The sequence below is a fragment of the Bradyrhizobium sp. SZCCHNS3052 genome (assembly GCF_032484495.1).
Taxonomy (GTDB): domain Bacteria; phylum Pseudomonadota; class Alphaproteobacteria; order Rhizobiales; family Xanthobacteraceae; genus Bradyrhizobium.
Window position 1 is genome coordinate 169,836 of the sequence record NZ_JAUETB010000001.1, and the last position, 20,918, is coordinate 190,753.

Genomic DNA, 20,918 nt, shown 5'->3' on the forward strand with positions numbered 1-20,918 from the left:
CTCGCGACTTCCTCGGTGATCATCCTCACCCTCATGCTCACGACCTCGGTCGGTGCCGCGCCCGGCGACAACCTCGCCGTCGTGCGCGACCTCGGCGGCAGGATCGGTCCCGCCATCGGAGCGGCCCTTGCCTGCAGCGAGATCCCTCGGCCGCGGATCCAGGCCATCATCGGCAAGTTCCAGGCCGTCATCCGGGAGGCGTCGAGCGACGACGGCGATCGCAACGAGCTGACGCGCGAGTTCGACCGCTCCATCGCCGACGGTCGCGCGGCCGTGGCGAGTGGCCGCCAGGACTGCCGGCGGGCCGAGCTTCAGCTCGCAGACATCGAGCGATCGATCGGCGCGCCCGCAACGGCGGCCGGCGCGCTGCCGGACTCTGCGCCCTCCATCGCTGCAGCTGGTGCGACGAGCGCCGTGCCTGCTCCATCGGCTCGCGGCGTCACGGAGCGCGACATCACGTTCGGCAGCGTCTTGCCACTGTCGGGCGCGAACAAGGAATCGGGCCGGCTGCTCAAGGTCGGCATCGAAGCCGCCTTCAACCGCGCCAACGACGCCGGCGGGGTCAATGGCCGGATGCTCAAGCTCGTCGTCGCCGATGACGGCTATGATCCGAACCGCACGCTCGACGCCATGAAGCAGCTCTACGAAAAGGAGCGCGTGTTCGGCTTCGTCGGCAGTTTCGGGACCGCGACGGCGGCCGTCGCGATCCCATATTCGCTCGAGCGCCGGATGCTGTTCTTCAGCCCCTATACCGGTGCGAACGTCTCGCGCCACGATCCGCCGGACCGCTACGTCTTCAACTATCGTCCGAGCTATTCGGAAGAAGCCGATGCGCTGGTCCGTTACCTGGTGAAGCTGCGCCGCGTGCCGCCACGCCAGATTGCGCTGTTCGCGCAGGACGATTCGTTCGGCGATGCAGGCTTTGCCGGCGTGGCAAAGGCGTTTCGCGTCCTCGGCCTCAGCGACGCCGCGATCCTGCGCGTCAACTACACCCGCAACACCGTGGATGTGGAGCCGGCGATCAACCAGCTCAAGGCCCAGAAGGTGCCCGTCCGCGCGGTCATCATGGTCGCGACCTCGCGCGCGGCGGCGAAGTTCATCGAAAAGGCGCGCGATGCGCTTCCCGGCGTCCTCTTCGTCAATGTGTCGGCGGTCGGCGCATCGGCGCTTGCCAATGAGCTCATGCTGCTCGGTTCGCGCTACGCGGCCGGGGTCGTCGTGACCCAGACCGTTCCCGCCGTCTCCGGCTATTCGAGCGTGGTGCTCGACTACAAGGCCGCGCTGGCTCGACACTTCCCCGGCGAACCGCCGGACTACACCTCGCTCGAGGGCTACATCGAGGCGAGTATCCTGGTTCAGGCCCTGAAGCAGGCCGGTCCGCAGCTCGATACCGAGCGGCTGATCGATACGCTGGAGTCGATGCGCAACATCGATCTCGGTCTTGGCGCCTCGCTCAACTTCGGCCCCGCCGAACATCAGGCCTCGCACAAGATCTGGGGCACGGCGCTCGACGAGACCGGCGCCTATCAGCCGATCGAGCTGGAATGACGCGGCTATCGCCGGGGTGCAGCGCGGCTCCGGCGAGACCGGCTCGGCGTCGTCCCAGGTGCTCTCGGCGGCGCAAATGCTGTCCGGCGACAGCAACCGACTGAAGCTCGAGGTTGGACGTTTCCTGGACACCGTGCGCGCAGCCTGATCCCGGCGCGCAGATCCCGACCAGACCAGGGCGTGGCCGCGAGGCCGCGCCCTTTTTTCGTGGGCCGGTCGGCGCGGACGGCGGGCGAGGCAGCCGGCCAGGCGCGCGGGACCACCGATCGCCTCGGCGGGCTGTCGAAGGCCGCGACCCGCATCGGCAAAATCGTCGAGCCGATCAACATCACCGCCGGCCGAACCAACCTGCTGGCGCTCTTGCGCTTCCTGCAAACGGTTCGCACCGATTGATCCAGTTTCCTGCATCAACGGCGGCAACATGGTTGGGCCGTTCTGTCTGGCTCGTATCGAGGAGACACGCCGGCGACAGGTCTTGTGAGATTGCGGCCGTCCGTGAACGGGGTCCAGCGACCCGTATTTCAACGGTTGCGGCATTTTATCTTAGGTTAATCGGCGACTGCGACAATCGATGCATCGTTTGCAGCAAAATTAGTCATGCCGATGCCGGCATGACTCGCGGCCATCATCGTCGATTGAAAGACTCGCCATGCGTAAGAATTTGCCCGTCACCAACGTCGAGTATCCGATCACGGATGACACGCTGATCGTGTCCAAGACCGACACGAAGGGCAAGTTGACCTTCTTCAACCAGGATTTTGTCGATGCGGCCGGCTTCACCGAAGCCGAGCTGATGGGGCAGCCGCACAACATCGTGCGTCATCCGGACATGCCGCCTGAAGCTTTCGACAATCTCTGGACCACGCTCAAGGCCGGCCGTCCCTGGGTCGGAGCGGTCAAGAACCGCCGCAAGAACGGCGACTATTACTGGGTGCTGGCGACGGCGTCGCCGATCTGCAAAGACGGCCAAGTCGTCGGCTACACCTCGGTGCGCACCAAGCTGCCCGCCGACCAGCGCGCAGAGGCCGAGCAGGTCTATGCGGCGATCCGCGAAAAGCGGCCACATGGTTACAAGATCGACGACGGCATCGTCCGCCGCCGCTCGGTGTTCGACCATCTCTCGATGTTCACCGGCACGATCGCGGCAAGGCTGCGAACGCTGGTCGGATTGCAGACGCTGTTCCTGCTCGTGTTTGGTGTCATCTCGTTCGGGGAGGGCGGGCTCGCCGGAATGACCGCCGTGGCGATTGCTGCTACCGGTGTCGTGCTGTGTGGCATGGTCGGACTGCGCACGATGAACGTGATCGTGGCGCCGCTCGATCATGTGAACGAGACGATGGAAAGCATCACCCAGGGCAAGCTCGACACCCGCATGCACATCGAGCGCGACGACGAGATCGGCCGCGCCTTGCGTAACCTGCAGACCGTCCAGACGATGGTGCGGTTCAACGCCAGGGAGCTCGGTGAGCAGGAGCGGCGAGCAGCCGCCTCGCGCAAGCGGGAGATGTCGGAGCTCGCCAACAGTTTCGAAGGCGCCATCGGCAACATCGTCAATACGGTGTCCTCGGCCTCCAGCGAGCTCGAGAGCTCGGCCAACTCGCTGTCGAGCACCGCCGTGCGAGGGCAGGAGCTTTCCACCACCGTCGCTGCGGCCTCCGAAGAGGCGTCGGCCAATGTTCAGGCCGTCGCCTCGGCGACCGAGGAGCTCACTTCGTCGGTCCGTGAGATCAGCCGCCAGGTGCAGGAGTCCGCGCGCATCGCCTCCGATGCGGTCGAGCAGGCACGCCGCACCAATGATCGTGTCGGCGAGCTGTCGAAGGCGGCGACCCGCATTGGCGACGTCGTCGAACTGATCAACACGATCGCCGGGCAGACCAATCTGCTGGCGCTCAATGCCACGATCGAGGCCGCGCGGGCGGGCGAAGCCGGCCGCGGCTTTGCCGTCGTCGCCTCCGAGGTCAAGGCGCTGGCCGAACAGACCGCCAAGGCGACCGGCGAGATCGGCCAACAGATTTCCGGCATCCAGGGGGCCACGCAGGAGTCGGTCGGCGCCATCAGGGAGATCTCGACGACGATCGAGCGGCTGTCGGAGATCGCCGCGACGGTGGCGGCCGCGGTCGAGGAGCAGGGCGCAGCAACCGCCGAGATCTCGCGCAACATCCAGCACGCCGCCGCGGGTACACAGCAGGTGTCCGCCAACATTTCCAATGTCCAGCGCGGCGCCAGCGAGACCGGCGACACCTCGGGGCAAGTGCTCAGCGCCGCGCGCCAGCTCTCCGGTGATAGCCAGCGTCTCAAGCAGGAAGTCAGCCGCTTCCTGCAATCGGTTCGCGCCGCCTGACCCAAGACATGACGAAGCGGAGGACAGCGGCCGAGATTGGCCGCTGTCGCATCCGATAGTCGAACGACACAGCCCTACCGATAGCCGCGGACAGAGCCGACGACGCCCCCGCGAACCACGTCGACGCTCATGCGTGCGCCGTTCGTCAGGCGGCGCCCCGCTCGACCGGATCATCCCCCACCGTTGCAGACTCCCCACACCTGACGCCCCGGCCAGAAAGGCCGTTGTCGCGCCATAATCCCGCTAAGGTGCGGAGATTAACTTGTGTTAGGCATTTATTCAACCGACGGTATATTTGAGTGGCAGGCAATGTGATTGCGGGTGGTTTTTCGCGAAGGACCCTGGTGCTATCGGCCGCGACGGCCGCGGCTGCTTTGGGTCTCGATGCGGGACTAGCCGTCGTTGCCGCCAAGCCGCACCGCCGCACTGAGGATCCCGCACGCGGCTATCGCCGGATCACGATCGGCGAGGCGGAGGTGATCGCCCTCTACGACGGCGTGTGGGAAAAGCCGCACGAGGCCGGCTTCATCAGCAATGCCAGCATCAGCGACGTGAAGGACGCACTGCGCGCCGCTGGTCTGAGCCCAGCCTTCGTCCCGGTCCCGATCTCCACCTTCGTGGTGCGGCTGAAGGGCAAGACCGTGCTCTGCGATGCCGGCGGCGGTGGTCAGGTGCAGGGCTACAATTCCGACTCGATCTTCGTTTCGGGTCGCATGCTGGACAATCTGAAAGCAGCCGGCATTCGCCCGGAAGACATCGACACCATCCTGATCTCGCACTTCCATCCCGATCATATCTTCGGCCTGCTCGGCGAGAACACCGACGCGCCGGTGTTTCCCACCGCCGAGATCATCGTGGCTGCGGCCGAGTACAAATTCTGGACCGATGCATCTCTGACCAGCCGGCTGCCGCCGTGGCGGCAGGCGCTGGCGCGCCGCATCCAGAGCGTGATCCCGGGCTGGAAGAACGTGCTGCCGGTCGAGGGCGAGGACGAGGTGGTGCCCGGCATCCGCTTCGTCAGCGTCCCCGGTCATACCCCGGGGCACACCGCGTTTCATCTCGGCTCCGGAGCGGAGCAACTGATGATCTCCGGCGACACCGCCTATGTGCCGGCGTTGTGCCTGCGCCATCCGGAATGGCACGGCGCCTATGACCAGGACGGCGCGGCTGCCGAGGTCAGCCGGCGCAGATTGCTCGATCGTATCGTTGCAGAAAAGATGTTGGTTTGTGGATCTCATTTTCCGTGGGCCGCGTTCGGTCGGCTCACCCGCGATGGCGCCCATTATGCGCTCGACCTGCTCCCCGCGTGATCCCGGACCGGCCTCGGAAGAGAGGTTCGGGATCGCGCCATGACGACGCATTATGAGGTGCTCGGCGTATCGCCGCGGGCCGATCTCGACACGATCAAGCGGGCGTTCCGCCAGGCCGCCAAGGCGCACCATCCCGACCTCCGGGGCAGCGCCGATGCGGCGTCGGAGCATCAGCTCAAGCTGATCATCGTCGCCTACAACGTGCTGCGCGACGCGGGCCTGCGTGCCGAATACGACGCCCATCTCGCCTCCGAGCGCGACCGCGTCCGCCGCGAACGCTGGGACGCCATCCTGCAGTTTACCGCGGCGACCGCCGTGCTCAGCGCGGTCCTGATCGGCCTCGAGATTCTGCTGTTGCCCTCCGCCGGTGACTGGATGAGCAGGCAGGCGGCGCGCTCGATCGTGACACCGTCGCCGCAGGCCCGATCGGGGCCGCAGCGCAAGGTCGCAGGTGAGACCGTCCCGGCGCCTGCCGTCCAGGACGCGACCGGAGCCGTGCTCCCGGTGCCGCCTCCGGCGGCGGAGGCCCCCGCGCCGCCTCCGCCGGCAGAGCCGAAAGCGGCAGAGCCGGTCGTGCCGCCTGCGCCGATGACCGCCGCATCCTTGGTGAAGCGCGCGATGGACCGCAGCCGACAGGGCGATCTCGAGGGCGCCGTCGCCGATTTCGACGAAGCAATCCGGCTCGCGCCCCGCAATGCCGATCTCTATCACTACCGCGCCAAGGATCTGGTCCGCATGGGTCGCTTCGACCGGGCGCTTGGCGATTATGAGCGGGCGATCCGGCTGGATCCGCACAACCCGATGCTGTTCCACGATCGTGGACTTGCGTTCCAGCGCAAGGGAGATCTCGACGAAGCCCTTGTCGATCTCGACCACGCCGTGCGCATGGGCTTCAGCGATGCCGCAACGTACAGCGACCGGGGCACGGTGTGGCTGGCAAAGGGGCACTACGACCGCGCGCTCGCCGACTTCAACCAGGCGCTCAAGCTGGATCCGGAATTGGCGGTCGCGGCCGCCCGGCGTGACGAGGCGCTCGCGCGCAAGCGCGACCAGCAATTGGCGGGCGACGACAGCGCGCCTCCGGCGGCTGCGGAGACCACGGGCACGGTGCCTGCCAACGTGAAGCCCAGGCGAAGTGGGCGCTGAGCGCCGGCCCGTGATCCGCACTCGACATCCAGGACGCGGTGGGCAGCGTTGTGCTCACACCTGTCGGCGCGACCGTTCCATCGCGCGGCGGCTTGCGATCCAGGAGCGCGCCATGAGCGTCTACGTGTCCGTCACCGGCTTCCGCCCGCATCGCGGCCTCACGCGGCTGGCGCGATTCTGGTGGCACACGCTGCGCGCCGTCCGCCAGGCGCGTGCGGCTCCCGGGAATCTGCGCGTCGAGCTTCGTCCGGTGAATGGCATCTATCACACGCTGACGGTCTGGACCGACGAAGCCAGCATGCGCGCCTATGTCAGAAGCGGCGCGCACCGCCGCGCCATGATCGGCTTCCGCGACCTCGGTGGCGGCAGGACGCTCGGCTTCGCGGCGGAGCGCGATCCCGATTGGGAGACGGCCTATGCGCGCTGGCAGCACGAGGCGCGGGAGGTGTGAGGCGACGGAAGCGAACTAATTCGTCCGCCACTCCGGCACACCATCGGCGGCCATCGTGATCGTGCCGAGCGCGCCGACCGGCGACCGGTCCTGATCCATCAGCCGCGCCAGCGTGGCTGCGTCCTGCGCCGGCACGCGCGCCAGCGTGCGCGTGTCCTGCTCGGTGCGCAGCATCACCACGCCATGCTCGACCTCGCCGTTGCGATCGAACAGCGCGGTGAAGCTCTCGACCCTGCCGCCGCCGCCGGCGTCGCTGACGAACTCCGGCGTTGCGGCGCGATGCCGATCGGCCTCGGCCTGCACGCTCACCTCCTGCGACAGCGATGACGGCGGCTCGCGCGAGATCACCAGCGCATGATGCTTGGTGACGAAGCCGCCCTGGCCGTACAGCAGGCCGCGCCTGGCGCCGCCGCGCAGCCGCCGCACCATCGCGCAGGCGGCATGCGTCATGTAGGTGTTGAGCGGCGCGCCGAAGAAGGTCAGCCCGCCGGTGACGGTCGGCTCCACGTCAGCGCCGAGGCCGAGGATCCGCCGCGCCATCTTCGGCACGCAGGGAAAGCAGCTGTAGAGCTCGATGACGTCGAACGCCGCCCCGTTGCCGCCGACGATGTTCATCGCGGCCCGCAACACGGCGTTCTGCGGATGACTCTCGGCGAACTGATCGCGCGTGAGGTAGTCGCGCGGATCCTCCGCCGATGCGCCGCCGAGCGGATAGATCATGCGGCTGTCGGCAATGCCCGCCGCACGCGCCTTGGCCAGGCTGGTCAGGATCAGCGCCGCGCCCATGTTGACCATGGGATTGGCGACCATCAGCTTGGTGTAGGGCCAGGCGATCGGGCGGTTGTCGGCCGACGGCGTCGTGATCTCCTCGGGCGCGAAGTGCCGCTTCAGCCAGGCGTTGGGGTTGTAGGCGGCAACCGCGGAAAAGCGCGACCACAGCTCGCCGGATTCGGCGAGCGCCTGCCGTGTCGTCTGGCCCCATTTGGCTGCGCTCGCGACTTCGTAGAACGGATAGACCGTGACCGGACGGAACACGCCGAGCTTCACCGCCAGCGGCTTCTGGAATGCAGCGCCGCGCTTCGGCTCCTCGACATCATGCGCGAACGGCGTCCACGGCAGGGTCACGCCGGCGCGTTCGGCCTTGGTCGCCGTCGATTGCGCCTCGGCGCCGCAGACCACGGCGACCTCGCATTCGCCGCGCGCGATGCGCAAGGCGGCCTCGTGCAGAAAGCGGATCGGGCTCTCGCCGCCGACGGGACCGTAGTGGCAGTGCGCCGGGCTCACGCCGAGCCGCTGCGCGAGAAGCTGCTCGGGATCGCGGTAGCGCCAGCTCAGGAAGTTGACGACGTCGAGCGAGCCGGTGTCCTGGATGAGCTTGGCGCCCGCGTCATTTTCCGCGCGGCGGATCGCCTGTTCGAGCAGCGCCAGCGGCTCGAGACCGTCGCCGATGTCCTTGGGGCGATCGACGATCTCGCCCACGCCGACGATCACGGGAATGCGGTCGGGGGGCAGGGGACTTGCAGTCATCGGCGTTTCCAGGAGCCGGCCCGCGACGGACCGTCATTGTTGTCTTGTCTCCGTTCTGTCATCGCAGGTTCGACCGCGCAATGCAGAAAATGCTGATGGCGCCCGCGCGCAGCGTGGCTTCCGCTCGACGGCATATGCGCCTAAAACGCTCGCTCCTGACGCTCACGCCGGAGTCTGCCGTGTCTGAACAGAACAGCTATGTGCCGCCCAAGGTCTGGACCTGGAACAAGGCCAGCGGCGGCCGCTTCGCCAACATCAACCGGCCGATCGCAGGTCCGACGCACGAGAAGGAATTGCCTGTCGGTCGTCATCCCTTGCAGCTTTATTCTCTGGGAACGCCGAACGGCGTAAAGGTCACAGTGATGCTCGAGGAGCTGCTGGCGCTCGGCCACAGCGGCGCCGAATATGACGCCTGGCTGATCCGGATCGGCGAGGGCGATCAGTTCGGTTCGGGCTTCGTCGCCATCAATCCCAATTCCAAGATCCCGGCGCTGCTGGATCGCAGCGGGCCGGAACCGATCCGCGTGTTCGAGTCCGGCGCGATCCTGGTCTATCTGGCCGAGAAGTTCGGCGCCTTCCTGCCGACCGAGCCGGCCAAGCGCGCCGAATGCCTGTCCTGGCTGTTCTGGCAGATGGGGGCTGCGCCCTATCTCGGCGGCGGCTTCGGCCACTTCTATGCCTATGCGCCGACCAAGATCGAGTATGCCATCGACCGCTTCGCGATGGAGGTGAAGCGCCAGCTCGACGTGCTCGACCGCCGCCTGGCCGAAAGCGAGTATCTCGCCGGCCCCGACTACACCATCGCCGACATCGCGGTGTGGCCGTGGTACGGCGCGCTCGCCAAGGGCCTGCTCTACGAAGGCGGCGAGTTCCTCTCGGTGCAGGACTACAGGAATGTCCAGCGCTGGACCGACCAGATCGCGCAGCGTACCCCTGTGAAGCGCGGCCGCATGGTCAACCGCGTCTCCGGCGATCCCAAGAGCCAGCTCCACGAGCGCCACGACGCCAGCGACTTCGAGACCAAGACGCAGGACAAGATCGGGCAGGGCACGTAGTTGCGCGTGTAGGGTGCACAAAGGAGCGGCGAGCTCATCGCGACGTGCAACAACCGTGGAGCGCGCCGTGCCCAACGTCATCCCTCGCCGGCGCCGTCGGTGGGCACGCGCCGCCTGACGGCCCCGATTGCCCGCCCCTGCGGTTCGATGCACGATTGCTCTTGTTGCACGTGCGAAGTCTCGGCCGTTGCCGCGCTGCGATGCTATGATTGCGGACGTTCGCGGCTTTTCTCGCAGTGAGAGAATGTGCAACGATCAATTCGCAGCGGCCGTGCATGCCGCCAGATTTCGATGAGAGCCGGCGGTGATGACCGCGGGTTCAAAACGACCACTCCGGAGGGAGAGCCATGATCGACAGACGTGATCTGCTCAAGGGAGCAGGGCTGGCGGCGCTGCTGGGCGGGTTTGGCGCGACGCGCGCGCTGGCCGAGGACACCGTGACGTTGCCCTTCGCCAACGGCGAGCGCCCGCTGGTGAAGTATCCGCAGAAGCGGCCGATGATCGGCCTGACCAGCCGGCCGCCGCAACTCGAAACGCCCTTTGGGGTGTTCAATGACGGCGTGATCACGCCGAACAATGCCTTCTTCGTCCGCTATCATCTGGCGGGCCTGCCTTACGATCTCGATCCGGACAGGTTCACGCTCGCGATCAAGGGGAAGGTCGACAAGCCGCTCAAGCTGTCGCTCAAGGACATCCGGAAGATGAAGGCGACCGAGATCGTCGCCGTCAACCAATGCTCCGGCAACAGCCGCGGCTTCTTCGAGCCGCGCGTCGCAGGTGGCCAGCTTGGCAACGGCGCCATGGGCAATGCGCGCTGGCGGGGCGTGCCGCTCAAGACCGTGCTCGACATGGCGGGTGTCCAGGCCGGCGCCAGACAGGTCACCTTCGGCGGCTTGGACGGACCGGTGATCGACAAGACGCCGGACTTCGTCAAGGCGCTCGACCTCGATCACGCCATGAATGGCGAGGTCATGCTGGCCTACGGCATGAACGGCGAGGATCTGCCGTTCCTCAACGGCTTTCCGCTGCGCCTGATCGTGCCCGGCTATTACGGCACCTACTGGGTCAAGCACCTCAACGAGATCACCGTCATCGACAACGTGTTCGACGGCTTCTGGATGAAATCGGCCTATCGAATTCCAGACACGCCGAACAACGCCGTGGAGCCCGGCACCGCGCCGAAAGCGACGATCCCGATCAACCGCTTCACGGTCCGCTCGTTCATCACCAGCCTGGCCGATGGCGCGAAGCTCAAGGCGGGCAGGGCGGTGCTGCGCGGCATCGCATTCGACGGCGGGGCGGGAATCAAGCAGGTCGCGGTCTCGACCGACGGCGGCAAGACCTGGACCGACGCCAAGCTCGGCAGGGATCTCGGGAAATATTCCTTCCGCGAGTGGAAGCTGGCGGTGAAGCTTGCCGCGGGATCCCACGATCTCAAGGTGCGTGCCACCAGCAATTCCGGCGAGACGCAGCCGGAGACGCCGCGCTGGAATCCGGCCGGCTATCTGCGCAATGTCATTGAAACCGTCCGCGTCACGGCGGCCTGAGGAGCAGCACCCATGCAGCGGACGTTTTTCCTCATCGCCACGCTAGCCACCGGACTTGGCTGCCTGGCGGGCAGCCCCATCGCCCTGACCGCGGCGCCAGTCAACTACCAGGTTCCGCAGGAGACTGCGGCCTTCAAGCCCGGGCCCGATCTCGCCGTAGTGCAGGGCAACTGCACGGCCTGTCACTCCTCCGACTACATCAAGACGCAGCCGCCGATGCAGAACAAGAAGGAGTTCTGGCAGGCCGAAGTCACCAAGATGATCAAGGTTTATGGCGCCCCGATCGACGCTGCCGATGTCGGCAAGATCGTCGACTATCTCGCCGCAACCTACTGACGCCAGGGCCCGGCGGCCAGGGCGTTCAGCCAGCGCCCTTCGCCGGCGGGAAATCCATCCGGTCGTCGGTGCGGCAATAGCGGTCGGCGAACATGCGCCCGACAGGATGGAACAACTCCATCTCGACCCGCATCTTCTCGGTGTCCCACAATTCGTCACGGATGTGGAAGGCGAGGCCTTCGCCGAGCACCAGCACGCGATCGCCATTGACGTCGATGAGCTGCCAGGTCTTGCACTCCATCGCGAACGGCGCCTCCGCCAACCGCGGAACGCCGATCATCCGGGACGGTGTGAGCTTGAGCCCAAGGTGATCCGGCTCGCCGATCTCGGGCGGAAAGTCGCCGCCGGTCTCGTGCATCGCCTGCGCCAGGGGCTCGTCGGTGATGTGGACCACGAACTCGCCTGAGCGGCGGATGTTGACCAGCGTGTCCTTGATCCGGCCGTCCGGCCGCAGGTTGATCGCGAACACGCACAGCGGCGGGTCCTCGCCGAGCACGTTGAAGAAAGAGAACGGTGCGGCGTTGACCACCCCGGTCTCGCCTCTCGTCGTAACCCAGGCGATCGGCCGTGGCAGCACGAAGGAGGTCAGGATCTTGTAGCGCTCGCGCGGACTGAGATCGGTGGCGAGGTATTCCATGTAGTGGCCTCTGATGCGTCGGTTCCCCGACCGTAGTGGGCCGTGACACGATCCGGAAGCCAATAAAGCGGGCAGGGGTGCGCACCGCGGCGTCGTCGCGGGAAATTCCCATGTTTCCGGGAACGGCTCCGCCGGCGCCACGTTCGGACAGCACGGCAACTACAAATGGAGGTCGCCCATGAAACAAATGATCAGTCTGGTTGCTTGCGCATTCGTCGTCTCGGCGACGTCAGCGCTGGCGCAGGGCAGCCCACAGACCACGCCGCCGCCGAGTGCGCAGAATTCCGGAGCAGGCATCCAGGGCGCGCCTGGCAACAAGAACGGACCGGGCACTGAGACGAAAGGCGGCACCGTCGGCTCGTCCACGATCAACCGCCATAATCCGGACGTCAGCGCTCAGGACCCGTCGAACATCAAGGGCATGCCGGGGAATAAGAACGGCCCACCGGCCAAGAAACCGCAGGACTGACGCCTGCGATGGCAGCTGCGCAATCGCGCAGCTGCCATCGCACGCCAGCGCTGAGGTGTCGTCAGATCAGGGCAGGGCCGCTGCGCCGTTGGTCACGATCAGATTGTCGGTGTCTGCCGGGGCCAGTTCGCTTGTCGCATCGCCGCCGAGATATTTGTCGAGCGTCGCCTGGATCCGTTCCCGCGCCGTGTAGGGGCCGCGGTCGCTCATCCAGGTGTGCTGGAACTCGGTCTTGATGATGTCGATGCCGCTCTTCTTGTCGACATGCGTTGGCAGAACGCCGGGGTCGGTCTTGAACTGCGGATCATCCGAGCGGAACGACAGGATCTTGAGCTTGTCCCTGATAACGAAAGGAACGCGCAGATTGTCGAGCGTCACCACCTGCGAGACGATGTTCGGATGCTCCTTGGCGAAATACATCGCGGTATCGCCGCCATTGGAGTGGCCGACCAGGGTCAGGTGATCGTAGTCGGCATTCGGATGACGCTTCTTCATCTCGTTCAGCACGCAGAGGATGTTGGCCTCGCCTTTCCGGTAGACGTCGAGCCGGCCGACATAAGGCATCCCGACCTTGGTGACGAGCGGCGGATCAGTCGGAAGGTCCTGCTGGACGCTGGCGACAAGGTAGCCGCGCGCGGCGAACACGTTCGCGAGGAAGGAGTACTCGGTGTTTTTCACTGTGTTGCCGTTGCTGATGATGGCGACCGGCAGCCGCCACAGCCCGGCATTGGCCTTCATCTCGTAATCCGTGCGCACGGCCACGTCGACCGTGATCGGCCGCTGCCGCTCGGCGTCGAAAAATTCACGGCTCTCGTGCTGGATGCCCCACTTCGCAATGGCGAAATAGCCGGCCACAGTCAGGGCAGACACACAGGCCAAAACCGTCACGCCGCGCTTCATGGCTTCCTTCCCCTCGTCTTCTCCTCGTCATGTGATGAGGGACAACGCCGAGGTCACGAGGGCGTGGCAGCCCGGACAGCATTAAATTTCGGAAATCTTGGAATACGGATGTGGAACAAATCCGGGGTCGGCGGACCGGAGCACCGGCCCGCCGGTCGCTGCTGCCGGTCAGAATGCGGTATAGCCGCCGTCGATCACGAGGCAGTCGGCTGTGTGATAGGACGATGCCTTGCTCATGAGGTAGACGGCGATGCCGCCGAAATCCGACGGCTCGCCGAAGCGGCGCACCGGGATACGCGGCATGACGTTGGCAACGAACTTCTCGTTTCCCATGATGCCTGCGGTCATGTCGCTCTTGATCCAGCCAGGCAGGATCGCATTCGCGGTGACGCCGTGGCGTGCGAGTTCGACGGCGAGCGCGCGGCAGAGCGCATTGATTGCCGCCTTGGTTGCCGCATAGTGCTCGTTCCGCGCGGTGCCGAACAGCGAGGCGAGGCTGGAGGTCGCGACCAGGCGGCCGAACGGATCGCCGGCTTCGGCGCGCGCGGTCATGTGCTTGGCGGCGGCCTGGAAGGCATGGAAGACGCCGTCGAGATTGGTCGCGAACATTGTGCGCCATTCCTCCTCGCTGCGCTCGATGAAGGGCTTGCGGCCGCCGCCGCCGATGCCGGCGTTGGCAAAGCAGCCGTCGACGCGACCGAAGGTGTCGAGTGTCGCCTTCATCGCCTCGTTGACGGAAGCAGGGCTCGTCACGTCGCAGACATGGGTATCGACCCTGCCGGGCCCCGCGGCCATCGACGCCGCAGCCGCCTTGTTCTTCTCGGCGTTGCGGCCCCAGATCGAGACGTTGCAGCCACTGGACGCAAGTGCCTGGGCGATTCCGAGGCCTATGCCTCCATTGCCGCCGGTGACGACGGCCACACGGCCGGTGAGGTCGAACATGCTCATGGGGTTCTCTTGGGCGTTTCCGTGATGATGTGAGCGCGCTGCGCGCCGCTTCGGTTATTGGGATGATCCAACCATGGACAAGCGAAGCGCAAAAATCAAATATGCTGACAGAACCATGCCGCGCTTCAAATTTCCGCGGCGAAGAATGCACTGACCGAAAAGCTCTTGAGAGGAAAACATGCAGTTCAAGCACGTCACGCTCGATTTCGACGGGCCCGTCGCCGTCCTCACGCTCGATCATCAGGAGGTCATGAACGCGGTCTCGATCGACATGCTTGGCGGGCTCGCCGAGGCGCTCGACGAGATCGAGGAGAAGAAGGCCGAGGTGCGCTGCCTGGTCGTAACTGGCGCGGGGCGAGCGTTCTGCACCGGTGCCAATCTGCAGGGCCGCAATGCGCAGGCCAAGCCCGGCCGCAGCAATGCCGGCGCCGCGCTCGAGACCGCCTTTCATCCGTTCCTGCGCCGCTTGCGCAATCTACATTGCCCGATCGTGACGTCGGTCAACGGCCCGGCCGCCGGTGCTGGCATGAGCTTCGCGCTAATGGGCGACATGATCCTGTGCGCGAAGTCCGCGTATTTCCTGCAAGCCTTCCGCCGCATCGGTCTCGTTCCCGACTGCGGCTCGACCTGGCTGTTGCCGCGCCTCGTCGGCAAGGCGCGCGCGATCGAGCTGTCGCTGCTCGGCGAGAAGCTGCCGGCCGAGACGGCACTGCAATGGGGCCTCGTCAACCGCGTCTATGACGATGCGGCCCTCAAGGAGGAAACGATGAAGCTCGCGCGCGAGCTCGCCAACGGGCCGACGGTGGCGCTGGCGCAGATCCGCAAGCTTTACTGGGACAGCCCGGAGAACTCGTTCGAGGAGCAGCTCAACGCCGAATTCCAGTCGCAGCGCATCGCGGGCGGCACGTCGGATTTCAAGGAGGGCGTCACCGCGTTCCTCGAAAAGCGCCCGGCCAAGTTCAAGGGCCAATGATCGAGGCCAAGCTGTCGCGCTGCGTCGCCTCGTTCATGCCGGGGGCGACTGGCGTGCGCGGCGCCGCGAAACTCTCCGGCGGCGCCAGCCAGGAGACGTGGCGCTTCGACATCGTCCATCCCGGTGGTGATGTCGGCGCCATCCTGCGCCGCTCGCCGAAGGGCTACGGCGCCGCGCCCGGGCGTGCCGCCGGGCTCGACAACGAGGCGGCGCTGATGCGGCTCGCTTGTGCGGCCGGCGTGCCGTCGCCCGAGGTACTGCACGTGCTACGGCCGGAGGACGATCTCGGCGCCGGTTTCATCATGCGCCGCGTCGAGGGCGAGACCATCGCGCGCAAGATCCTGCGCGATGCTGAATTCGCCGAGGCGCGGCCGCGCCTCGCGCGCCAGCTCGGCGGCATCGCTGCCGGCATCCACGGGATTCGACGCGAGACGCTGCCCGCGTTGCGCGAGATGAACGCGACCAGGGAGATCGCGGAGCTCGCGCGCGAATATCAAAGCTTCGACTGGCCGCGCCCGGTGTTCGATCTCGCGCTGCGCTGGCTGTCGCACAACGATCCCGGCCCCTCGGCGGAGGTGACGCTGGTGCATGGCGATTTCCGCAACGGCAATCTCATCATCGGCCCCGACGGGGTGCGCGCTGTGCTCGACTGGGAGCTCGCCCATCTCGGCGATCCCATGGAGGATCTCGGCTGGATCTGCGTCAACTCCTGGCGCTTCGGCGAGATCGACAAGCCCGTCGGCGGCTTTGGCTCGCGCGAGGAGCTGTACGCGGGCTACGATGCCGCTGGCCGCAAGGTCGATGCCGGCAGGGTGAAGTTCTGGGAGGTCATGGGCACGTTGCGCTGGGGCGTGATGTGTTGCGGCATGATGCAGCGGTTTCGCTTGGGTCCCGACCACTCGATGGAGCGCGCCATGATCGGCCGCCGCGCGTCGGAGACAGAGATCGATCTGCTGCGGCTGCTGGCGCCGAGAGGAGAGGGCTGATGCAGGACGAACCGACGGCGACGGAGCTGGCGAAGGCGGTCGCGGATTTCCTGCGCACCGACATCGCGCCGCTGATCTCCGGGCACCCGGCGTTCAAGCTGCGCGTGGGAATCAACGCGCTCGATCTGGTGGTGCGGCAGTTGACGCAGGCTGCTCCGGCGGATGCCGCGGAGCACGCGCGGCTGAAACAGCTATTGAGACGAGACGGTGACTTGCTCGAACTGAATCGTGCGCTTTCCGAGCAGATCGCCAGTGGTGCCGTCGATCTCGGCACGCCGGGCCTGAAGGACCACCTCTGGCAGACCACGCTCGACAAGCTCGCTGTCGATCAGCCCAACTACGCGTCCTACAGGCGCGAGGCGGGGAGGGGCACCAGCGATGCTTAGCTCTCCGCCGTCATTGCGAGGAGCGCCAGCGCCGAAGCAATCCAGACTGCTTCGGCGGTGGGACTCTGGATTGCTTCGCTTCGCTCGCAATGACGGCGGCGGGAGCTGGACAGGCGTTGCGATCACCTCGGCCGTCGTCCCGGGGCGCGACGCAGTCGCGAGCCTGGAATCCAGACTCCCGTTCGTGGTCACGGATTCCGGGCGCGCGCTCCGCGTGTCCCGGAATGATCACCTTGGCGATGCGCTACCGCCCCAGCCATTTCGGCGGTCGCTTCTCGGAAAACGCCTTCGGCCCCTCAATATAGTCCTGCGAGTGGATCATCGCCTGCACCGCCGCGTAGTCGCGCTGCTCGGTGATGGCCTGCTCCAGCGACACCGCGAGGCCCTTCTCGATCGCCTGTTTGGAGGCGCGGATCGACATCGGCGAGTTCTTGGCGATGGTCTCGGCCCAACGCTCCGCGGCCGCCAGCGCCTCGCCCTGCGGTACGACCTCGTTGACGAAGCCGAGCTCGTGGCCCTCGCGGGCGCCGACGTGGCGGCCGGTCAGGATCATGCCCATCGCGCGCTTCAGACCGATCTGGCGCGGCAGCCGCTGCAGCCCGCCGGCGAGCGCGGCGAGGCCGACGCGCGGCTCGGGCAACGCGAAGGTCGCGTTCTCGGAGGCGATGATCAGGTCGCAGGCCAGCGCGATCTCGAAGCCGCCGCCCATCGCAACGCCGTTGACGGCCGCGATCAGCGGCTTGTCGCAATCGAAGCGCGAGGTCAGTCCACCGAAGCCGCTTTTGCCCCAGCCACGCGCGCCGCCGGCCGCCTGCCATTTCAGATCGTTGCCGGCGCAGAATGCCTTGTCGCCCTCGCCGGTGACGATCGCCACCCATTGCTCGGGATCGGCGGCGAAGCCGTCGAACACGCGCTCGAGCTCGTAATGCGCCTCGATGTGCAGGGCGTTGTAGACCTCGGGGCGCGCCAGGGTGACGATCGTGATCGGCCCCTTGCGCGTCACTCTCGAAAACTTCAGCTCCATCGGCCGTTCCTCCTGTTTTCTGATTGGTTGTCGCGCATCAACTTAGCGCCTGCGCAGGTGTCGCAGTCATCCAAATACGCAACGGCGCTGCGCGCCACAAGCGCGCGACGGGAGGTCGCGCCCATCAGGACCAAGAACAACAACGAAACGCACAGGGAGACACGCCATGGATTTTTCCTTGCCGAAGGAATTGGTCGCCTACCTCGACGAGCTCGATCGCTTCATCGCCGCTGAGATCAAGCCGCTGGAGCAGGCCGACGACAACATCCGCTTCTTCGATCATCGTCGCGAATGGGCGCGCACCGATTTCGAGAATGGCGGCCTGCCGCGGCATGAGTGGGAGCAGCTGCTGCGCAAGGCCAAGGATCGTGCCGACGCGGCCGGGCACCTGCGCTTCGCGATCCCAAAACGCTACGGCGGCAAGGACGGCTCGAACCTCTGGATGGCGGTGATCCGCGAGCATTTCGCCTCGAAGGGCCTCGGCCTGCACAACGACCTGCAGAACGAGCACTCGATCGTCGGCAATCTGCCGATCGTCACCATGCTCGACCGCTATGGCCGCGACGACCAGAAAGCGATGATCGACGGCTCGATCACCGGCAAGTACCGCATCACCTTCGGTCTCACCGAGCCGCATCACGGCTCGGACGCAACCCACATGGAGACGAAGGCCGTCCCAGCCACCCGCGACAACGTCAAGGGCTGGCTGATCAACGGCGAGAAGATGTGGACGACGGGAATGCACGTCGCCACCCATTGCGCGCTGTTCGCGCGCACCTCGGGCAATGACGGCGATGCGCGCGGCATCACCTGCTTCCTGGTGCCGGCCAAGAGCGAGGGCGTCAAGGTCGAGGAGTATCTCTGGACCTTCAACATGCCGACCGACCATCCGCGGGTCAGCTTCACCGACGTGTTCGTGCCGGAGGATGCGCAGTTCGGCGAAGTCGGTCGCGGCCTGTCGCTGGCGCAGTGCTTCGTGCACGAGAACCGCATCCGGCAGGCGGCGAGCTCGCTCGGTGCGGCCGTATTCTGCATCAATGAGAGCGTGAACTACGCGCGTGAGCGCAAACCGTTCGGGAAGGCGCTGGCCGAGAACCAGGCGATCCAGTGGCCGCTGGTCGAGCTGGCGACGCAGGCCGAGATGCTGCGGCTGCTGATCCGCAAGACCGCCTGGGAGATGGACCAGCTCACCCAGGCGCAGGTCGAGCACACACTCTCCGACAAGGTCTCGATGTGCAACTACTGGGCTAACCGTCTGTGCTGCGAGGCGGCCGATCGCGCCATCCAGGTTCATGGCGGCATGGGCTATTCGCGCCACAAGCCGTTCGAGCACATCTACCGCCACCACCGCCGCTACCGCATCACCGAAGGCAGCGAGGAGATCCAGATGCGCAAGGTGGCGGGCTTCCTGTTCGGGTATATGGGGGTGAACAAGAGGTGAGGCGGTTGTAGTTTGAAGGCGGCCATCGTGAGCGTCAGCCAGCAATCCAGACCTTGTTGTTTGGCCCCTGGATTGCTTCGGCGCAAGGGCGCCTCGCAATGACGGCGTGGAAGGCGTACCCTCTCTCCACGCCATCGCGAGCGTGGCGAAGCGATCCAGAATGTCTCAGCGAGCACCTCGTTCTTGATCAATTCACCTGCCGATCCTTGCCCGCCCAGTACGGGTCGCGCAGATTCCGCCGCAGGATCTTGCCGGAGGGATTGCGCGGCAGGGCGTCGAGGAAGTCCACGCTCTTCGGCGTCTTGAAGCCGGCGATGCGGGTGCGGGTGAAATTGATGATGTCGGTCTCGGTGGCGCACTTGCCCGACTTCATCACGACGATCGCCTTGACGGCCTCGCCCCATTTGTCGTCGGGAATGCCGATCACGGCGGCCTCGGCGACATCGGGGTGGTCGCAGATCGCGCTCTCGACCTCGGCCGGATAGATGTTCTCGCCGCCGGAGATGATCATGTCCTTGATGCGGTCGTGGATGTAGACGTAGCCGTCCTCGTCCATGTAGCCGGCATCACCCGTGCGCAGCCAGCCGTCCTTACCGAGCGTGCGTGCGGTCGCCTCCGGCAGGTTCCAGTAGCCGGTCATGTTGGAGCCGGAGCGGGTGGCGATCTCGCCGACCTGCCGCGGCGGCAGCGGGTTGCCCGAGGGATCGATGATCGCGACTTCGACGCCCGGCAGCGGCTTGCCGGCCGAGCGCATCCGCTCCAGCCCTTCGACGTGATCCTCGGGCGGCAGCGCGATGATGGTGCCCGTGGTCTCGGTCATGCCGTACATCTGCACGAAGCCGCATTTGAACACCTCGATGCATTCCTTCAGCAGCGCCGCCGGGATCGGCGAGGCGCCGTAGAGCATGTATTTGAGCCGCGAGAAGTCGACCTGCCGCGCTCGCGGCTGCCGGACCACGAACTGCATCGCGGCGGGCACCATGAACAGCTTGGTGATGCCGGACTGTTCGAAGAAGTCGAGGATCTTCGTGGGATCGAACTCGCGCGCGATCACGCCGCGGGCGCCGTGGTAGAGGCTCATCAGGCCCCAGCCGGAGCCGCCGATGTGGAAGATCGGCATCGCGATCAGCGAGACGTCGTCGGTCGTCCATTTATTCCAGTCCGGCTTCTCCTCGGGATTGCCGGTGTTGACGAGGTTGAGGAAGTTGGCGTGCGACAGCATCGCGCCTTTCGGCTTGCCGGTGGTACCGGAGGTGTAGAGCTGCAGCGCGATGTCCTGCGGCGTGATCGCCTCGCCGGGAGCGTCGGCGCTCTGCGCGTCGCGCCAAGCCGTGTAGTCCTGCCATTCCGGCGCGCCGCCTTCGGTGGTGATGATGTGCCGCACGCTCGGAATCTGGTCGCGGATGTTGCGGATCATCGTGATGAACTCGGGACCGACGAACAGGGCAGGCGCCTTGCAGTCCTCGACGATGAAGGCGACCTCGGGACCGGCGAGGCGCCAGTTCACCGGCGCCATCACGACGTTGGCCTTCATGGCGCCGACCAGCAGCTCGAAATAGATGTCGCTGTTCTTGCCGAAATAGGCGATCCGCTCATGCGGCTTGATGCCGATCGCCTTCAGCGCGTTGGCAACCTGGTTGGTCTTGCGGTCGAATGCGGCGAAGCTGGTGAGGCGGCCTTCGAACTCATAGGCGGTGGCGGAGCCAAGCGCTTCCGCCTGCCTGCGCACGACGTCGACGAGCGTCGACGCTGCCGTCGTGACGGACATGTTTCCCCTCCGATTGCGTCTTGTTCTTTGTTCGATGTCTTGTCGTGGTCCTCGCCCCGGATTGCGCCGGAGCAAGCATCTCTCGATCAGTCTACAGGGAGCAGGTCGCCGATCAACAGGGTGAT

The 20,918-nt window shown here is 66.0% G+C and carries 21 protein-coding genes; 15 read left to right on the forward strand and 6 right to left on the reverse strand.

Annotation, left to right across the window (positions count from 1 at the left end):
* Nucleotides 1-33: 33 nt before the first annotated feature.
* From QX073_RS00755 to QX073_RS00785, 7 genes are all read left to right on the forward strand, one after another.
* Nucleotides 34-1,548: an ABC transporter substrate-binding protein gene (locus tag QX073_RS00755; protein WP_316225579.1), complete on the forward strand. Its 1,515-nt coding sequence runs from the start codon at nucleotides 34-36 to the stop codon at nucleotides 1,546-1,548.
* A 16-nt stretch (nucleotides 1,549-1,564) separates the two neighbouring features.
* Nucleotides 1,565-1,696 (forward strand): hypothetical protein, encoded by a 132-nt coding sequence (locus QX073_RS00760; protein ID WP_409999235.1) that lies wholly within the window; start codon nucleotides 1,565-1,567, stop codon nucleotides 1,694-1,696.
* A gap of 32 nt (nucleotides 1,697-1,728) precedes the next feature.
* Entirely contained in the window at nucleotides 1,729-1,941 is a 213-nt protein-coding gene (locus QX073_RS00765) for a hypothetical protein (protein WP_410052347.1), read from the forward strand.
* Nucleotides 1,942-2,197: 256 nt separating this feature from the next.
* Nucleotides 2,198-3,889: a methyl-accepting chemotaxis protein gene (locus QX073_RS00770; protein ID WP_316225170.1), complete on the forward strand. Its 1,692-nt coding sequence runs from the start codon at nucleotides 2,198-2,200 to the stop codon at nucleotides 3,887-3,889.
* Between the two features lie 344 nt (nucleotides 3,890-4,233).
* Nucleotides 4,234-5,199: an MBL fold metallo-hydrolase gene (locus QX073_RS00775; RefSeq protein ID WP_315714948.1), complete on the forward strand. Its 966-nt coding sequence runs from the start codon at nucleotides 4,234-4,236 to the stop codon at nucleotides 5,197-5,199.
* A gap of 39 nt (nucleotides 5,200-5,238) precedes the next feature.
* Nucleotides 5,239-6,345 carry a tetratricopeptide repeat protein gene (locus QX073_RS00780; RefSeq protein ID WP_316225171.1) on the forward strand — a complete coding sequence of 369 codons (1,107 nt, stop codon included), beginning with the start codon at nucleotides 5,239-5,241 and terminating at the stop codon, nucleotides 6,343-6,345.
* Nucleotides 6,346-6,457: 112 nt separating this feature from the next.
* On the forward strand, nucleotides 6,458-6,796 hold the full coding sequence (locus tag QX073_RS00785) for an antibiotic biosynthesis monooxygenase (RefSeq protein ID WP_315714946.1): 339 nt from the start codon (nucleotides 6,458-6,460) through the stop codon (nucleotides 6,794-6,796).
* Nucleotides 6,797-6,811: 15 nt separating this feature from the next.
* Here QX073_RS00785 and QX073_RS00790 read toward each other — a convergent pair whose 3' ends face one another.
* Nucleotides 6,812-8,323, reverse strand: coding sequence for an acetyl-CoA acetyltransferase (locus QX073_RS00790; protein WP_316225172.1), 1,512 nt, complete (start codon nucleotides 8,321-8,323; stop codon nucleotides 6,812-6,814).
* A gap of 134 nt (nucleotides 8,324-8,457) precedes the next feature.
* On the opposite strand from QX073_RS00790, the gene yghU reads away from it, so the two are divergent.
* From yghU to QX073_RS00805, 3 genes are all read left to right on the forward strand, one after another.
* The gene (gene yghU / locus QX073_RS00795; protein ID WP_410052348.1) at nucleotides 8,458-9,378 is read left to right on the forward strand and encodes a glutathione-dependent disulfide-bond oxidoreductase; all 921 of its coding nucleotides are present in this window, start codon (nucleotides 8,458-8,460) and stop codon (nucleotides 9,376-9,378) included.
* A gap of 347 nt (nucleotides 9,379-9,725) precedes the next feature.
* The gene (locus tag QX073_RS00800) at nucleotides 9,726-10,925 is read left to right on the forward strand and encodes a molybdopterin-dependent oxidoreductase (RefSeq protein ID WP_316225173.1); all 1,200 of its coding nucleotides are present in this window, start codon (nucleotides 9,726-9,728) and stop codon (nucleotides 10,923-10,925) included.
* A 12-nt stretch (nucleotides 10,926-10,937) separates the two neighbouring features.
* Entirely contained in the window at nucleotides 10,938-11,261 is a 324-nt protein-coding gene (locus tag QX073_RS00805; protein ID WP_316164372.1) for a cytochrome c, read from the forward strand.
* Between the two features lie 25 nt (nucleotides 11,262-11,286).
* On the opposite strand, the gene QX073_RS00810 is transcribed toward QX073_RS00805, so the two are convergent.
* Nucleotides 11,287-11,898: a flavin reductase family protein gene (locus QX073_RS00810; protein ID WP_316202262.1), complete on the reverse strand. Its 612-nt coding sequence runs from the start codon at nucleotides 11,896-11,898 to the stop codon at nucleotides 11,287-11,289.
* 178 nt (nucleotides 11,899-12,076) lie between these two features.
* Here QX073_RS00810 and QX073_RS00815 point away from each other — a divergent pair, with 178 nt between their 5' ends.
* Complete coding sequence (locus QX073_RS00815) at nucleotides 12,077-12,367, forward strand: hypothetical protein (RefSeq protein WP_316225174.1); 291 nt, start codon at nucleotides 12,077-12,079, stop codon at nucleotides 12,365-12,367.
* 66 nt (nucleotides 12,368-12,433) lie between these two features.
* On the opposite strand, the gene QX073_RS00820 is transcribed toward QX073_RS00815, so the two are convergent.
* Complete coding sequence (locus tag QX073_RS00820) at nucleotides 12,434-13,267, reverse strand: alpha/beta hydrolase (protein ID WP_316202260.1); 834 nt, start codon at nucleotides 13,265-13,267, stop codon at nucleotides 12,434-12,436.
* Between the two features lie 168 nt (nucleotides 13,268-13,435).
* Nucleotides 13,436-14,215 (reverse strand): SDR family oxidoreductase, encoded by a 780-nt coding sequence (locus QX073_RS00825; protein WP_315749184.1) that lies wholly within the window; start codon nucleotides 14,213-14,215, stop codon nucleotides 13,436-13,438.
* Between the two features lie 178 nt (nucleotides 14,216-14,393).
* Between QX073_RS00825 and QX073_RS00830 the strand changes: the two genes are divergently transcribed.
* From QX073_RS00830 to QX073_RS00840, 3 genes are read left to right on the forward strand one after another with little or no spacing between them, the layout of a single operon-like run.
* The gene (locus QX073_RS00830) at nucleotides 14,394-15,188 is read left to right on the forward strand and encodes an enoyl-CoA hydratase/isomerase (protein ID WP_315749186.1); all 795 of its coding nucleotides are present in this window, start codon (nucleotides 14,394-14,396) and stop codon (nucleotides 15,186-15,188) included.
* Nucleotides 15,185-16,174 carry a phosphotransferase family protein gene (locus QX073_RS00835; RefSeq protein WP_315749188.1) on the forward strand — a complete coding sequence of 330 codons (990 nt, stop codon included), beginning with the start codon at nucleotides 15,185-15,187 and terminating at the stop codon, nucleotides 16,172-16,174. Before QX073_RS00830 ends, QX073_RS00835 begins: the two co-directional genes overlap by 4 nt.
* Nucleotides 16,174-16,560, forward strand: a complete 387-nt coding sequence (locus QX073_RS00840) for a DUF6285 domain-containing protein (RefSeq protein WP_315749189.1) — start codon at nucleotides 16,174-16,176, stop codon at nucleotides 16,558-16,560. Before QX073_RS00835 ends, QX073_RS00840 begins: the two co-directional genes overlap by 1 nt.
* Nucleotides 16,561-16,804: 244 nt before the next feature.
* Here the strand turns inward: QX073_RS00840 and QX073_RS00845 are convergent, their stop codons facing one another.
* Entirely contained in the window at nucleotides 16,805-17,584 is a 780-nt protein-coding gene (locus QX073_RS00845; RefSeq protein WP_315749190.1) for an enoyl-CoA hydratase-related protein, read from the reverse strand.
* A 166-nt stretch (nucleotides 17,585-17,750) separates the two neighbouring features.
* On the opposite strand from QX073_RS00845, the gene QX073_RS00850 reads away from it, so the two are divergent.
* Complete coding sequence (locus QX073_RS00850; RefSeq protein ID WP_315749191.1) at nucleotides 17,751-19,025, forward strand: acyl-CoA dehydrogenase family protein; 1,275 nt, start codon at nucleotides 17,751-17,753, stop codon at nucleotides 19,023-19,025.
* A gap of 187 nt (nucleotides 19,026-19,212) precedes the next feature.
* Here QX073_RS00850 and QX073_RS00855 read toward each other — a convergent pair whose 3' ends face one another.
* Nucleotides 19,213-20,793 carry a fatty acid--CoA ligase gene (locus QX073_RS00855; RefSeq protein WP_316174659.1) on the reverse strand — a complete coding sequence of 527 codons (1,581 nt, stop codon included), beginning with the start codon at nucleotides 20,791-20,793 and terminating at the stop codon, nucleotides 19,213-19,215.
* Nucleotides 20,794-20,918 lie beyond the last annotated feature (125 nt).

Bases quoted from the DNA above. Each gene is read 5' to 3' on its own strand.
- QX073_RS00755 (WP_316225579.1), top strand. From the start codon at position 34: ATGCTCACGACCTCGGTCGGTGCCGCGCCCGGCGACAACCTCGCCGTC.
- QX073_RS00770 (WP_316225170.1), top strand. From the start codon at position 2,198: ATGCGTAAGAATTTGCCCGTCACCAACGTCGAGTATCCGATCACGGAT.
- QX073_RS00780 (WP_316225171.1), top strand. From the start codon at position 5,239: ATGACGACGCATTATGAGGTGCTCGGCGTATCGCCGCGGGCCGATCTC.
- QX073_RS00785 (WP_315714946.1), top strand. From the start codon at position 6,458: ATGAGCGTCTACGTGTCCGTCACCGGCTTCCGCCCGCATCGCGGCCTC.
- QX073_RS00790 (WP_316225172.1), bottom strand. From the start codon at position 8,323: ATGACTGCAAGTCCCCTGCCCCCCGACCGCATTCCCGTGATCGTCGGC.
- yghU (WP_410052348.1), top strand. From the start codon at position 8,458: ATGCGCCTAAAACGCTCGCTCCTGACGCTCACGCCGGAGTCTGCCGTG.
- QX073_RS00800 (WP_316225173.1), top strand. From the start codon at position 9,726: ATGATCGACAGACGTGATCTGCTCAAGGGAGCAGGGCTGGCGGCGCTG.
- QX073_RS00805 (WP_316164372.1), top strand. From the start codon at position 10,938: ATGCAGCGGACGTTTTTCCTCATCGCCACGCTAGCCACCGGACTTGGC.
- QX073_RS00810 (WP_316202262.1), bottom strand. From the start codon at position 11,898: ATGGAATACCTCGCCACCGATCTCAGTCCGCGCGAGCGCTACAAGATC.
- QX073_RS00815 (WP_316225174.1), top strand. From the start codon at position 12,077: ATGAAACAAATGATCAGTCTGGTTGCTTGCGCATTCGTCGTCTCGGCG.
- QX073_RS00820 (WP_316202260.1), bottom strand. From the start codon at position 13,267: ATGAAGCGCGGCGTGACGGTTTTGGCCTGTGTGTCTGCCCTGACTGTG.
- QX073_RS00825 (WP_315749184.1), bottom strand. From the start codon at position 14,215: ATGAGCATGTTCGACCTCACCGGCCGTGTGGCCGTCGTCACCGGCGGC.
- QX073_RS00830 (WP_315749186.1), top strand. From the start codon at position 14,394: ATGCAGTTCAAGCACGTCACGCTCGATTTCGACGGGCCCGTCGCCGTC.
- QX073_RS00835 (WP_315749188.1), top strand. From the start codon at position 15,185: ATGATCGAGGCCAAGCTGTCGCGCTGCGTCGCCTCGTTCATGCCGGGG.
- QX073_RS00840 (WP_315749189.1), top strand. From the start codon at position 16,174: ATGCAGGACGAACCGACGGCGACGGAGCTGGCGAAGGCGGTCGCGGAT.
- QX073_RS00845 (WP_315749190.1), bottom strand. From the start codon at position 17,584: ATGGAGCTGAAGTTTTCGAGAGTGACGCGCAAGGGGCCGATCACGATC.
- QX073_RS00850 (WP_315749191.1), top strand. From the start codon at position 17,751: ATGGATTTTTCCTTGCCGAAGGAATTGGTCGCCTACCTCGACGAGCTC.
- QX073_RS00855 (WP_316174659.1), bottom strand. From the start codon at position 20,793: ATGTCCGTCACGACGGCAGCGTCGACGCTCGTCGACGTCGTGCGCAGG.